General features: G+C 62.6%; 13 protein-coding genes. 9 read left to right on the top strand and 4 right to left on the bottom strand.

Annotation, left to right across the window (positions count from 1 at the left end):
* Window positions 1-106: 106 nt before the first annotated feature.
* Entirely contained in the window at window positions 107-1,078 is a 972-nt protein-coding gene (locus tag YU3_RS0120325; RefSeq protein WP_027167975.1) for a glycosyl transferase family 90, read from the top strand.
* On the opposite strand, the gene YU3_RS0120320 is transcribed toward YU3_RS0120325, so the two are convergent.
* Window positions 1,075-2,118, bottom strand: a complete 1,044-nt coding sequence (locus YU3_RS0120320) for an aldo/keto reductase (protein WP_027167974.1) — start codon at window positions 2,116-2,118, stop codon at window positions 1,075-1,077. The genes YU3_RS0120325 and YU3_RS0120320 overlap by 4 nt on opposite strands.
* A 262-nt stretch (window positions 2,119-2,380) precedes the next feature.
* Here YU3_RS0120320 and ppk2 point away from each other — a divergent pair, with 262 nt between their 5' ends.
* Entirely contained in the window at window positions 2,381-3,301 is a 921-nt protein-coding gene (gene ppk2 / locus YU3_RS0120315) for a polyphosphate kinase 2 (protein ID WP_027167973.1), read from the top strand.
* Between the two features lie 168 nt (window positions 3,302-3,469).
* Here the strand turns inward: ppk2 and YU3_RS0120310 are convergent, their stop codons facing one another.
* The 3 genes from YU3_RS0120310 to YU3_RS0120295 form a co-directional block, all read right to left on the bottom strand.
* Window positions 3,470-4,117: a dihydrofolate reductase family protein gene (locus tag YU3_RS0120310; RefSeq protein WP_027167972.1), complete on the bottom strand. Its 648-nt coding sequence runs from the start codon at window positions 4,115-4,117 to the stop codon at window positions 3,470-3,472.
* A gap of 352 nt (window positions 4,118-4,469) precedes the next feature.
* Complete coding sequence (hemB, locus tag YU3_RS0120300) at window positions 4,470-5,501, bottom strand: porphobilinogen synthase (RefSeq protein ID WP_027167971.1); 1,032 nt, start codon at window positions 5,499-5,501, stop codon at window positions 4,470-4,472.
* Between the two features lie 126 nt (window positions 5,502-5,627).
* Window positions 5,628-6,443: a DUF2066 domain-containing protein gene (locus YU3_RS0120295; RefSeq protein WP_027167970.1), complete on the bottom strand. Its 816-nt coding sequence runs from the start codon at window positions 6,441-6,443 to the stop codon at window positions 5,628-5,630.
* Window positions 6,444-6,611: 168 nt separating this feature from the next.
* Here YU3_RS0120295 and YU3_RS0120290 point away from each other — a divergent pair, with 168 nt between their 5' ends.
* The 7 genes from YU3_RS0120290 to nrdR all read left to right on the top strand — a co-directional run bounded on the left by YU3_RS0120290 (window position 6,612) and on the right by nrdR (window position 13,542).
* Window positions 6,612-7,655, top strand: a complete 1,044-nt coding sequence (locus YU3_RS0120290) for an enoyl-CoA hydratase/isomerase family protein (protein WP_027167969.1) — start codon at window positions 6,612-6,614, stop codon at window positions 7,653-7,655.
* Window positions 7,652-8,074 (top strand): DUF6163 family protein, encoded by a 423-nt coding sequence (locus tag YU3_RS0120285; RefSeq protein WP_027167968.1) that lies wholly within the window; start codon window positions 7,652-7,654, stop codon window positions 8,072-8,074. The genes YU3_RS0120290 and YU3_RS0120285 overlap by 4 nt, the downstream gene beginning before the upstream one ends.
* Before the next feature lie 238 nt (window positions 8,075-8,312).
* Window positions 8,313-8,828, top strand: a complete 516-nt coding sequence (locus tag YU3_RS0120280) for a winged helix DNA-binding protein (RefSeq protein WP_013896002.1) — start codon at window positions 8,313-8,315, stop codon at window positions 8,826-8,828.
* A 453-nt stretch (window positions 8,829-9,281) separates the two neighbouring features.
* Window positions 9,282-10,535, top strand: a complete 1,254-nt coding sequence (locus tag YU3_RS0120275; RefSeq protein ID WP_027167967.1) for a L,D-transpeptidase family protein — start codon at window positions 9,282-9,284, stop codon at window positions 10,533-10,535.
* A gap of 377 nt (window positions 10,536-10,912) precedes the next feature.
* Complete coding sequence (glyA, locus tag YU3_RS0120270; RefSeq protein ID WP_027167966.1) at window positions 10,913-12,226, top strand: serine hydroxymethyltransferase; 1,314 nt, start codon at window positions 10,913-10,915, stop codon at window positions 12,224-12,226.
* Between the two features lie 106 nt (window positions 12,227-12,332).
* Window positions 12,333-12,926, top strand: a complete 594-nt coding sequence (locus tag YU3_RS0120265) for a hypothetical protein (protein WP_156913537.1) — start codon at window positions 12,333-12,335, stop codon at window positions 12,924-12,926.
* A 136-nt stretch (window positions 12,927-13,062) separates the two neighbouring features.
* Entirely contained in the window at window positions 13,063-13,542 is a 480-nt protein-coding gene (gene nrdR, locus YU3_RS0120260) for a transcriptional regulator NrdR (protein ID WP_027167964.1), read from the top strand.

Here is a 13,542-nt window from a genome sequence, read left to right as displayed (position 1 = left end):
GGCCATTCGCATTAGCGGGCTTGCAACATGACCGGGAGAATGCTGTAGGAGACGAGGGGGGATGAAGGCTGACTACCGTTGACCATCTTGCTGAACTCGCGGACGCATGGCCACAATCTCACGAACCGCCGCAAAGCTGTTCTATTACGCGCGCAATTTCGCGCGCGACCGCGCACCGCAGTCCCTGTTCCGTGATCGCCTGGCCAGCAGGCTTGAGCAGGCCAGGCTTTCGGGCAAGACGGTTCGCGAGCGACTGAACTACTACAACAAGCTGGAGCACCCGTTCGTGCCCAGTCCGGACGCCATAGCCGTCGGCAAGCTGCCGTCCTCTTCCAGCATGTATTATTACGACCTCAAGGAATTCGCCCGCTACTTTGATCCCGGCCTGCTGATCGATTTCGAATTCGGCGACGTCGTCGGCATTCCGGAGTTTCCGAGGATCGTCAAGGACCGCCCCATCGGCGACGACAACGTGAACGGCGTGCTGATGAAGCTCAACAAGTTCCGCCACTTCTACATGCCGCCCGACAGCCTGCCTTTCGCGGCCAAGCGTCCGATGGTGGTCTGGCGCGGTCATCTCAACAACCCGATTCGCACCCGCTTCGTGGAACTGGCCGCCGACCTGCCGATCTGCGATGCGGGCTCCCACAGGGCCGATGCTCCGGACGGATACCGCAAGCCGTTTCTGAACATCGAGGAACAACGGCGTTATCGCTATATCGTCTCGCTCGAAGGCAATGATGTCGCGACCAACCTGAAATGGATCATGAGCTCCAATTCGCTCTGCCTGATGCCGGAACCGACTTACGAAACCTGGTTCGCCGAAGCCCAGGTCGAGCCCAATGTCCACTACGTGCCGCTGGAGCAGGATTTCTCCGACCTGGCCGACAAGGTGGCTTATTTCGAAAAACGTCCCGACGAGGCCGGACGGATCACCGCCGCTGCCAACGCCTATTGCCGCAAATTCGGCAACGAGCCGGACGAGCAGGCGATCTCGCTGCTCGTCCTCTATAAATATTTCGTGCTGAGCGGGCAGATAAAGCCCGACGCGGAAGTTTGGCGCTTTATCGCCGGTTAAGCTTGAGAGCGGTCGAGCACCCGATCGGCCGGTCCGAAACGGTCCCTTGCCGTGTACTGCTGGTGCCAGTAGGGATAAAGCACCGGTGGCCGGCTGACGGCATCGAGGCGCTGGCGCTCTTCTTCGGTGAGCGAAAGGCTGGCCGCGGCGAGATTGTCCTTGAGCTGCGCCTCATTGCGGGCGCCGATCACCAGCGAGCTTACGGCAGGACGGCCGAGCAGCCAGGCAAGCGCCACCTGCGCGCCTGAGACGCCGCGTGCCTTGCCGATATCGACCAGCACATCGACGATGCGCCACAGGCGATCCTCGTCGCGGATCGGCGGTTCCTTCCAGCCGCCAAGCTGGCGCGCGGTCGGGCTGTCGCTGTTGTATTTGCCGGAGAGCAGACCGCCCGCCAGCGGGCTCCAGACCAGCACGCCGAGGCCCTGGTCGACCGAGATCGGCAGCAATTCGTATTCGGCCTCGCGCGCTTCCAGCGTATAGTGGATCTGCTGGGTGACGAAACGGGCCTGATGGCGGCTGTCGCTGACGGCCAGCGCCTTCATCACCTGCCAGCCCGAGTAATTGGAACAGCCGATATAACGGACCTTGCCCTGGTTGACCAAGGTGTCGAGCGCCGCGATCGTCTCCTCCAGCGGCGTCAGCCCGTCCCACTGGTGGACGAAATAGATGTCTATGACGTCCGTCTTGAGCCGCTTCAGGCTCCTTTCGCATTCGCGGATCATATGGTGGCGCGACAGGCCCTCGTCGTTGGGGGCGCTGCCGATGCGCATGCGCGCCTTCGAGGCGATCAGCACATCGTTCTTGCGCTTGCCGCCAAGCGCCTCGCCGATGATCTCTTCCGAGAGGCCGTTGGAATAGACATTCGCGGTGTCGATGAGGTTGATGCCGGCATCGATGCAGGTGTCGATGATGCGCCTGGCTTCCGCCAGATCGGAATTGCCAACGGCGGCGAATGGGCCCGAGCCGCCGAAGGTCATGGTGCCAAGCGTCAATGTCGAGACTTTCAAGCCGGAACGGCCCAGCGTGCGGTATTCCATGTCAGTCCTCGCAATTGTTGAAGAAGCGCCGTGGCGAGCGCCGGGAAGAGGCGAGGGGATTTGTAGGACAATTCAGGCGGCTTGTCGCCCCGCTGCCGATACGGGCCGATCACATATCGGCTATTTTGATGCTGCTGTCCTGCGCTTGCAATAAAACCGTCATTGCGCCTCTGTATCTCAGTCGGCTTACGGAGTGTCGTGTTCGGCCGGAGCCGCAGCGCATTCCGAAGCGATATGGCTGACAGACAGACGGAGCTGCGCGATGAATGAAGTGAAGCCGAATTCCGGGGCGAAGGACTGGCTCGAAGCCGAACTCGAGGACACGCTCGATGAGGACTATGAGCTTGAGATTTCCGAGCCGGCGCTCTCGCTCGAGATCGCCAAGATCTACAAGAAGTCGCATCCGCCTTCCATGGAGCGCATGACCTATTTCCGCGAGCTGCTCAGGCTGCAGTCCGAACTGATCAAGCTGCAGTCATGGGTCGCCTACCACAAGAAGAAGCTGGTGGTGATCTTCGAGGGCCGTGACTCCGCCGGCAAGGGTGGCGTCATCAAGCGCATCACGCAGCGCCTCAACCCGCGCATCGCCCGTGTCGTGGCATTGCCGGCGCCGACCGAGCGCGAAAAGTCGCAATGGTATTTCCAACGCTACGTGCCGCATCTGCCGGCCGGCGGCGAGATCGTGCTGTTCGACCGCTCCTGGTACAACCGCTCCGGCGTCGAGCGGGTGATGGGCTTCGCCAATGGGGACCAGGTCGAGGAGTTCTTCCGCGACGTGCCGGAATTCGAGCGCATGCTGGTCCGTTCCGGCATCACCCTGGTGAAATACTGGTTCTCGATCACTGACGAGGAACAGCAGATGCGCTTCCTGATGCGCATCCACGATCCCATGAAGCAGTGGAAACTGTCGCCCATGGACCTGCAGTCGCGCGTGCGCTGGGAGCAGTACACCAAGGCCAAGGAAGAGACCTTCGCCCGCACCAACATCAAGGAAGCGCCCTGGTTCATCGTCGAGGGCAACGACAAGAAGCGTGCGCGGCTGAACTGCATCGACCACCTGCTGCAGCAATTGCCGTATGAGGAGGTTCCGCACGAGGAAATCACACTGCCGGACCGCGTCTTCAACCCGCAATACGAGCGCCAGGTCCTGCCGCGCGACCTCTACGTGCCGGAGAAGTATTGAGAGCGCAGTCCTCTCCTTCTCCCCTTGTGGGAGAAGGTGGATCGGCGCGCAGCGCCGAGACGGATGAGGGGTGTTCCAGCGGAGTGAGACGTCAGCGTTCCCTGGAACACCCCTCATCCGTCGCCTTCGGCGACACCTTCTCCCGCAAGGGGAGAAGGGGAACCTGGCTTACACCCGCCCGATCATCACATGCGTCGCATCGGCCGTCGCCACCTGTTCGGTGCAGCGGTAGCCGAGCTTCAGCATGTCGAGCCCGGCGAAGAGGTGCTCGCCGGAGCCGAGCAGCACCGGTGAAATCGCCAGATGCATTTCGTCGATCAGCCGCTCCTCGAGATATTGCCTGATGGTCGAGACGCCGCCGCCGACCCGAACGTCCTTGTCGCCGGCCGCTGCCTTTGCCTGTTCGAGCGCCGAATGGATGCCGTCGGTCACGAAGTAAAAGGTCGTGCCGCCTTCCATGGTGATCGGCGCTCGCTTGTAATGCGTCAGCACGAAGACCGGGACGTGATAGGGCGGGTTGTCGCCCCACCAGCCTTTCCACGTCTCGTCCGGCCAGTCGCCGCGGACCGGCCCGAACATGTTGCGGCCGAGGATCCACGCGCCGAGATTCTCGAAGCTGCGCACGGCGAAGCCGTCATCGATGTCGGTGGTGCCGCCGTCCTTGCCGATCACCATCTGGCGGAAGGTGCGGGTGCCGATCATCCATTTGTGCAGATTTTCGCCGCCGACACCGAGCGGATTGGCGAGATCCTGATCAGGCCCGGCGCCAAAACCGTCGAGCGACAGGGTGAAAGCATTGACACGCAGCTTGGACATGACTGCCTCCTAGCCAGTTGTTTTTTGCAAGCGGTAATGACGTAGCTTAACTGATTGCATATTGCAAGCGGTTTTTCCGAAGCGGAGGCGGGCCCCGGATCATCGTTGGAAAGGCGGCCGGACTAGTTCGGCAACTCTTGGTCAGCGGCAACAGGGATGCGCTCAATGAGGATCGGCTTGATCCGACGGGGCGCCATCAGAATACGCGCACGGCCGATCGTTCGATATCCGCCTTCAACAAGGGATGAAGGCTGTCGCGTATAGTGATGTCGATTTCGGTCGACATCACTTCATTTCTGCTCGTGAACCCATTTTAGCGGATCGCGCCGGAATTCCAAAATCGCGAGGAGGCTCAACCCCTCAGCATCTCCGCCACCGTTGGCGCGAAATAGGTGAGGATGCCGTCGCAGCCGGCGCGCTTCAGCGCAAGCAGCGATTCCAGCATCGCCTTTTCGCCGTCGATCCAGCCATTGGCGGCGGCTGCCTTGATCATCGAATATTCGCCTGACACCTGATAGGCGAAGGTCGGCATCTGTAGCTCGTCCTTCAGCCGGCGGATGATGTCGAGATAAGGCAGCCCCGGCTTCACCATCAGCATGTCGGCGCCTTCCGCCAGGTCCTGCTCGGCCTCGCGCACCGCCTCGTCCGAATTGGCGTGGTCGATGTAATAGGTCTTCTTGTCGCCCTTGAGCAGGCCGGCGGTGCCGACGGCCTCGCGGTACGGGCCATAGAAGGCCGAAGCGAACTTCGTCGCGTAGGACATGATTGCCACGTCCTGGAAACCGTTGGCGTCGAGCGCGTCGCGGATGGCGCCGATGCGGCCGTCCATCATGTCGGACGGCGCGATGATGTCGGCGCCGGCCGCCGCCTGGATGACGGCCGCGGCGGTGACCTGCTCCACCGTCTCGTCATTGACGATGATGCCGTCGCGCAGGATGCCGTCATGGCCGTGGCTGGTGAACGGGTCGAGCGCGGCGTCGGTGATGATGCCGATCTCCGGCACCGCGTCCTTGATGGCGCGCGTCGCGCGGTTGATGACATTGTCCGGGTCGAGGATGTGCGAGCCGGTCTGGTCGCGCAGCGCAAGCTCGACATTGGGGAACGTGGCAATCGCCGGAATGCCGAGCTTGGCCGCGCGCTCGGCTTCCTTGACCGCAAGATCGATGGTCAGGCGATAGACGTCCGGCATGGCGGCGATCGGCTCGCGCGTGTTCTTGCCGTCGATGACGAAGATCGGCCAGATCAGATCGTTCACCGAAAGCTGGTTTTCCTGCACCAGCCGGCGCGACCAGTCGGCCTTGCGCATGCGCCGCAGCCGCCGGCTGCCGGTGATCTCATCGACGCTGCGCGCGCCGGCAGGCTTTGCGGGGGTGAATCTGTTCATCGCCGAAACTCTCTTTTGGGCCGGCTTTTACCACGCGTCTCCGCCGCTGACCAATGCGACACGATTGTGCCAGCCTGCCTTCTCACCGTTCAGTGCCCGAAGGCGGATGAGGGGCGGCGCCGACCTTCAAGGCCGTCCACTCCCCGACAAAATCTGCGCCGCGCCCTTTATCGCCACGCGGAAAGCCTCGTCGAAGCTTACACCGCGCGCTTGCCAGCGATAAGTCCTGCCGCGATCGGCCAGACGCCAGTCGGCGATCCAGCCGAGATCCTTGTCGCTCCATACGATGCTGCCGGCGAGCGCCCGAGCCGCTCCAACTTTCTTCGCGAGTTTGTCGAGCCTTGCCATATCGGCCCCGGAGAGCGCTTTCTCATCGAGGCCGCCAAGCTGCCCGGCTCTTGGAAAGGTGACGCGCATCAGCAACGGACCGGTGGCATTGGCGAAGGATTCGCGCATCGTATCACCGCGATCCTCGTCTTGTGTCAGCACGAAATGCCGCGCGCCTTGTTCGACGGCCATGAAGACGGCGATCGTCGGCCGCTCGCCGTGCCAGGGTTTGCTGCCGAGCTGCGCCAGGAGCTTGTCGACGACCGCCGGCTTGTACAGACAGGTCAGATCATGCGGCCGGTCATGCGTGCCTTGCTCGTCATGGATCGGAATGCCTTCCAGCCGGTCGCGGTAGCGGAAGGACTGGACGAAGTCGGCGGCCTTGTCGCGCAGCGCCAGCATCTCCGGCTTCTGCGTCAGCCGCTGATCGCCGGAAACCTTGACCAGCACCTTGTCCAGGCAGTCCTTGAAGCCGATCTCGCGGTTCGGCTCGCCGGTGCCGGTGACGATCGTCTGCGCCTGGTAGAGTTCCAAACCTACCGCGGCGACAGCCGGCGGAACTCCCAGGCAAAGGAGACCTGCCAATCCAGCCACGAAACGAGAAAATCCGGCCATGTCGATTTGCTCGAGATCTGTCGGGCCGCGCGGGCGCGACACTTTGCCGGTTACCTAACACCGGAACGCGGCTGGCCGCCAGCGCGGCAAAGCCGCCATTGACGCATCCCTATGCCGCCTTTAGCACTTCAATCCCCTTGGAAGGGCCGAGAGAAGGATTCTCTGGTGATGGATTTTGGCGGAGCCGACGAGATCCGCTTCGAGCGGCTGGGCAAGGCGGGCGTGGTCACGTTGACCCGGCCGAAGGCGCTCAACGCTGTCACGCACAATATGGTCAAGGCGCTCGGCAAGGCGCTCGATGCATGGGAGCAGGACGCTGGGGTCGGTGTCGTCGTCGTCAAGGCCGAGGGCAGGGCGTTTTCCGCCGGCGGCGACATCCTGCACATCTATGAGGCCGGCCGCGCCGGCAAGCCGCCTGTCGACTTCTTCGCCGACGAGTACCGGCTCAATGCCCGCATCGCCCGCTTCAAGAAACCCTATATCGCGCTGATCGACGGCATCGTGATGGGCGGCGGCGTCGGCATCTCCTTCCACGGCTCGCATCGGGTGCTGACCGAGAACGCGCAGTTCGCCATGCCCGAGGTCGGCATCGGCTTCTTCCCCGATGTCGGCGCCAGCCACTTGCTGCCGGATCTGGGCGGGTGCTTCGGCATGTATCTCGGGCTGACCGGAAATCGCATCCGCTATGGCGACGCGCTGTGGTCGGGGCTCGCCACCCACACCATCAAGGCCGAGGATCAGGCCGGCCTGCTCGACGAACTGGCGACAAGCGGCGACGCCAACGCGGAATTGCGCGATTTCTTCGTGCCTGCGAAACGCGAGACCGAGCGCCAGGACGTGGAGGCGATCGCGCGCCATTTTTCGAAGCACTCGCTCGCCGGCATCATCGACAGTCTGGAGCGGGCAGGGGCCGGAGATGCTTTTTCCGCAAAGACGCTGGCGGCGTTGAAAACCCGCTCGCCGACCAGCCTCAACGTCGCCTGGCGCCAGATCAGCGCCGGGCAGACGCTGTCGATGGACGAATGCATGAAGATGGAGTTCCGCATCCTGAACCGCATGCTTGCCGGCCATGATTTCTACGAAGGCATCCGCGCCGCTATCATCGACAAGGGTTCGACGCCGCATTGGCGACCGGCAAGCCTCGATGACGTCAGCGTGGCCGACATCGACGCCTATTTCGCGCCGCTCGGGGATAAGGAGCTCGCCCTGTGAGCGAGGTCACCTCCAGGCGCGTGGTGCTGCAGCCCTCGACCACCGAGGTCATCTTCGCCTGGTTCCAGCGCGTCATCGCCGGCTACTGCCTTTTGTTCGGCATACTCTACTGGATCCGCTTGATCGGCATCTACCCGGGCGAGCTGTGGCGCTTCGACTTGATGCCGGTGCACTGGCAGGTGGCGGCGGCCATGCTCGCCGTCTTCTTCCCCTTCGCCGCCGCCGGCCTCTGGATGCTGGCGTCCTGGGGGCCGGTGATCTGGTTCATCTGCGCGGCGACCGAGACGGTGATGTATGCCGGCTTCCCCGACCTCTTCGGCCATCGGCTGCTGATCGTCGTCTCGCATGCCTGCGTGGCCTTGCTCTACATCATCTTTCGCGTCATCATCTGGCTGCAGAAACGCCAGCTCCGCCAATAGGCCCAGGGCTGTTCCAGGGCCGATTTTGCGGCTCCATTCTGCTCCAAAATCCATTGGCTAAATCTTTAGGTTAATTGTTCTTGCTCGGGTGACCGAACGTTAAGCCTCTTTCGAAACCTCTTACCGGTAAGCTCTTGTTAGCCCTGGCGTTTAAGTCGAATTTTATGAGTATTCGATAGTGTCGCGATCAAGGTGAAAAACAAAAAATCACCAAGGCGACAAACGAGAGGCAAAGACAATGATCAATTCGCGTCCGGCGGCGAAGACCGCTAACGTATCCGACGATCGCCGCGAGGCTATCCGTTCGCTGTACATGGAATCGCTGCAGCTGGTGGAGCGTCTGCACCGCCGCCTGCTTGACGTGATCAAGGACGAGTTCGACCGCAACGGCCGCTCCGACATCAACGCCATCCAGGCGCTGCTGCTCTTCAACATCGGCAATTCGGAGCTGACCGCCGGCGAATTGCGTTCGCGTGGCTACTATCTCGGCTCGAACGTGTCCTACAATCTGAAGAAGCTGGTCGACCTCGGCTTCATCAACCACCAGCGCTCTCGCATCGACCGCCGTTCGGTCCGCGTCTCCCTGACGCCGAAGGGCAACGAGGTGGCCGACGTCGTCGCCGGTCTCTACGAGCGCCATGTCGGCTCGATCGAGCAGGTCGGCGGCATCAACACCGACGAGTTCAAGCAGATGAACCGCGCGCTGCAGCGCCTGGATCGCTTCTGGAACGACACCATCGCTTACCGGATGTGAGCGCTTCGGAATTGGGACGGGAAGCCGCGCCGAAGAAGCGTGGCCTCGGGGGAAAGAACATGGGGCTGGTGCCGAAGCGCGCCGGTCCTTTTCTTTTGCGAAGCGAGCTTGACCGCCAAGCAGCGCGCGTGGAGCTCTCCGGCCAAAGGGAGGGCTCCACGCGCTATGTCCTTGCGATGCAAAAAAGCATCGCTGCCTTTCGTTTCAGCTCACCACCGCAAGCAAATCGCGAGCCAAGGCCACGTTGCCGCCATATTCGCGGTGGATGCGGATTGTGGGTGATGCTGCGGGCCTGTGCCTCGCGCTCCTTGGAACCTTCGTGGCGGCAGCGCATTTCTGGCGGCCGGCGATGCGGGTCATGGTTGGCGAATTGTTAAGTTCGCCGCCCCTAGAGTGCGGACAAGCCGCCCGGCAAGCGAATTGAACGAGAGCGATCAGCTAAGAATGTCTGCCATGAGAACCAGCCGCCGTTTCTTCCTCACCGGTGCCTCCGCGCTCGCCGCCGCTTTTGCCGCCGGCCATGCCAGCGCGCAGGACGTGGTCGGGGACATCCTGAAATCCTCGACGCGCGGCAATTGGGACGACCAGTTCGACGCCCGCCGCACAGACACCAACAAGGTCGCATCGACGCTGCCGATCTTCAGCCAGCAGACGGTCGCCTTCACCGAACAGGCGGTGGCGCAATACCAGAACATCGTCTCCCAGGGCGGCTGGGAACAGGTTCCGGCGACCAAGAAATTGCAGCTCGGCGTCGACGATCCGGATGTCGTTCCGCTGCGCAAGCGCCTGATGGTCTCGGGTGACCTGCCGCAGAGCGCCGGTATTTCGACGGCCTTCGATTCCTATGTCGACTCGGCGGTCAAGCGCTTCCAGCTCCGCCATGGCCTGCCGGCCGACGGCGCCATGGGCAAGTACACCTATACGGCAATGAACGTCTCGGCGCAGATCCGGCTCGGCCAGCTGCAGACCAATCTGCAGCGCCTGAAGGAAAAGGCCGGCACGCTCGGCAGCCGTTACGTGCTGGTCGACATTCCCGGCGCCCAGGTCGAAGCGGTCGAGAACGACCGCGTCGTGCTGCGCCACACCGCGATCGTCGGCAAGATCGATCGCCAGACGCCGATCGTGAACTCGAAGATCAACGAGATCATCGTCAATCCGTACTGGAACGCGCCGGTCTCGATCGTGCGCAAGGACATCATTCCGCTGATGCGGAAGGACCCCAACTACCTCAAGGAGAGCCACATCCGGCTGTTCGCGCCGGACGGCAGCGAGGTCGATCCCATGTCGGTCGACTGGTCGACCGACGATGCCGCGAAATACCGTTTCCGCCAGGATCCGGGCAACAACAACGCCATGGCCTCGGTCAAGATCAATTTCCCGAGCCCGGACGGCGTCTACATGCACGATACGCCCCAGCAGAGCCTGTTCGGCAAGCTGATGCGCTTTGATTCCTCCGGCTGCGTGCGCGTCCAGAACGTGCGCGACCTCGTCACCTGGATCCTACGCGACACGCCCGGCTGGGACCGCCAGCATTTCGAGGCGGCGATCAAGACCGGCGAGAACACGCCGATCAATGTGGTCAATCCCGTGCCGGTGCACTTCCTCTATCTGTCGGCCTGGTCGACCGCTCCGGGCGTCGTGCAGTTCCGCGACGACATCTACGGGCTCGACGGCGCCAGCGAGCTGCAGATCAGCTCCGCGCTGTAACCATCCGATCTTGAAAACAAAAAGGCCGCTCTCGCAGCGGCCTTTTTTGTTTGGAGCGGCTTAGCGATTCACTGAATTGCCGAGCCGCCCTAAGTCTATGTTTTGCGCAATTCCGGACGGAAAACCGCTACGCGCTTTTCCTGGAATTGCTCTAGCGGCTTGGTCCGCAGTTGATCCGGCCGCTGATGCCCGGGCCGGCTGGTCGATCCGGAACTCAAGCGATCCTCAAATGCCGCGAGCCGCGCGAATAGCGTTGCGGGGCCTATGTTGCCGCAAAACGGCTAGCAAATTTCGCGCCGCAAACGTGGCGGGCGGAAAACAACTGTGTTAATGGCGCGGCGACCTCGCAGACCTCCGGCCCCAAGGGAAAGCAAGCCATGTCAAATGCAGCGGCAGCCTCCAACAAATTCGAATCCTTCTTCGAGACCACGCTTGCCGACGCCGATCCTGAAATCTTCGGCGCCATCCGCAACGAGCTCGGCCGCCAGCGCCACGAGATCGAGCTGATCGCTTCCGAAAACATCGTGTCGCGCGCCGTGCTCGAGGCGCAAGGCTCGATCATGACAAACAAATATGCCGAGGGCTATCCGGGCAAGCGCTACTATGGCGGCTGCCAGTTCGTCGACGTGGCCGAGGAACTGGCCATCGAGCGCGCGAAAAAGCTGTTCGGCTGCAACTTCGCCAACGTCCAGCCGAATTCGGGCAGCCAGATGAACCAGGCGGTGTTCCTCGCGCTGCTGCAGCCCGGCGACACCTTCATGGGCCTCGACCTGAATTCGGGCGGCCATCTCACCCACGGCTCGCCGGTCAACATGAGCGGTAAGTGGTTCAAGGTCGTCTCCTATGGCGTGCGCAAGGACGACCATCTGCTCGACATGGACGCGATCGAGAAGACCGCGCATGAGACCAGGCCGAAGCTTATCCTGGCAGGCGGCACCGCCTATTCGCGCATCTGGGACTGGAAGCGTTTCCGCGAGATCGCCGACTCGATCGGCGCGTATCTGATGGTCGACATGGCGCATATCGCGGGCCTCGTCGCCGGCGGCATGCATCCGTCGCCGCTGCCGCATGCCCATGTCGTGACCACGACCACGCACAAGTCGCTGCGCGGCCCGCGTGGCGGCATGATCCTGTGCAACGACGAGGAGATCGCCAAGAAGATGAACTCGGCGGTGTTCCCCGGCCTGCAGGGCGGTCCGCTGATGCATGTCATCGCCGCCAAGGCGGTGGCGTTCGGCGAAGCGCTGAAGCCGAGCTTCAAGGCCTATGCCGAAAGCATCGTCGCCAATGCCAAGGCGCTGGCCTCCAGCCTGCAGGAAACCGGCCTCGACATCGTCTCCGGCGGCACCGACAACCATTTGATGCTGGTCGACCTCAGGCCGAAGAACGCCACCGGCAAACGCGCCGAAGCAGCACTTGGCCGTGCCAACATCACCTGCAACAAGAACGGCATCCCATTCGATCCGGAAAAGCCGTTCGTCACCTCGGGCGTGCGTCTCGGCACGCCTGCCGGCACCACGCGCGGCTTCGGCCAGGCGGAATTCCGCGAGATCGGCAAGCTGATCGCCGAGGTTCTGGACGGGCTGAAGGTGGCGAATTCAGACGAGGGCAACGCGGCGGTCGAGGCCGCGGTGAAGGCCAAGGTCACGGCGCTGACCGATCGCTTCCCGCTCTATCCCTATCTCGGTTGACCTCCTGTCTGGGTTGATCCCTGTTTCGATTGACCAGGCGCCGCGCGTCATCTTTTATCCTGCGCTTGCGCCGCTCTTCCAGGCGGCGCGGTTTACTGGAGAATCGATGATGCGCATTTCCCGTCTCGCCGCCGCGGCTTTGCTTTGTTCACTGACCGCTTTCGCCACCTCCGGCGCGGTCGCACAGGACGAAACCAAGCCGAGCGCTGATTTGCCCGCCACCAAAACTTTCGGGCGTTGGACCACCATCATCGACACGCTCGATACCGGCCAGGACGCGCATAAGACCTGCGCCGCCTCGACTGCTTTCCTGGACGGTGCCGGCAATGCGGGCTCCCTGACGCTGTCGATCTCTTCCGGCGACGCGCTGCCGCCGGATGCGTATCCGGCCATCATGTTCATCGTCGACAACAAGACCCTGCCAACCGGCAACAAGATCGCCGCGACCTTCGGTGATCCTGGCGTGAAGGTTGCCGCGACCGTGACCTCCAACGCGGCCGCCGGCGGTCGCCCCAGTTGGATGGTCGACAACCAGCCCAAGACCAGTCTGGCCCTGCTGCGCGCCATGCGCAAAGTCACCTCGCTCGATGTCGTCTTCGGCAAGCAGGCCGTCGCCAGCATTCCGATGGACGGCTTCACCAAGGCCTATCGCAATCTCGGCACGTCCTGTGGCTTTGCGACCAAGGACGTCGCGCCCTGAGGCATTCGGGGCAGGGCGCTGGCAATTGCGCCCGCGCCTCGCTATCTCTGAGGCATGAAAGTCTCCGTGCTTTGCCATCCCGGCAAAAGGCACTAAGCCTTTCCGCCATCTGAGAATCGCGAACCCAAGGGTCCCTATGCGCTGCCCCTATTGCCAGTCTGAAGATACGCAGGTGAAGGATTCTCGTCCCGCCGAGGATGGCGCCGCGATCCGCCGGCGGCGGGTGTGCCCCGATTGCGGCGGCCGTTTCACGACCTTCGAGCGCGTCCAGTTGCGCGACCTCGTCGTCGTCAAGAAGTCCGGCCGCAAAGTGCCTTTTGATCGTGACAAGCTGCTGCGCTCCGTCGAGATCGCCGTGCGCAAGCGCAATGTCGATCCCGAGCGCATCGACCGCGCCGTGACCGGCATCGTGCGCCAACTCGAAAGCTCGGGCGAGACGGAGGTAGCTTCCGGCGAAGTCGGCCGGCTGGTCATGGACGCGCTGAAATCGCTGGATGACGTCGCCTATGTCCGCTTCGCCTCGGTCTATCGCAATTTCCGCGAGGCCAAGGATTTTCACGAGTTGCTGGGTGAACTGAAGGGCGACGAGGAAAAGACCGAAGAGGACGCCGGCTGA

The sequence above is a fragment of the Mesorhizobium sp. WSM3224 genome (assembly GCF_000427725.1).
Classification (GTDB): domain Bacteria; phylum Pseudomonadota; class Alphaproteobacteria; order Rhizobiales; family Rhizobiaceae; genus Mesorhizobium.
The sequence above is the reverse complement of the archived record's forward strand: the minus strand, read 5'-3'. Positions and strand labels throughout refer to the sequence as shown.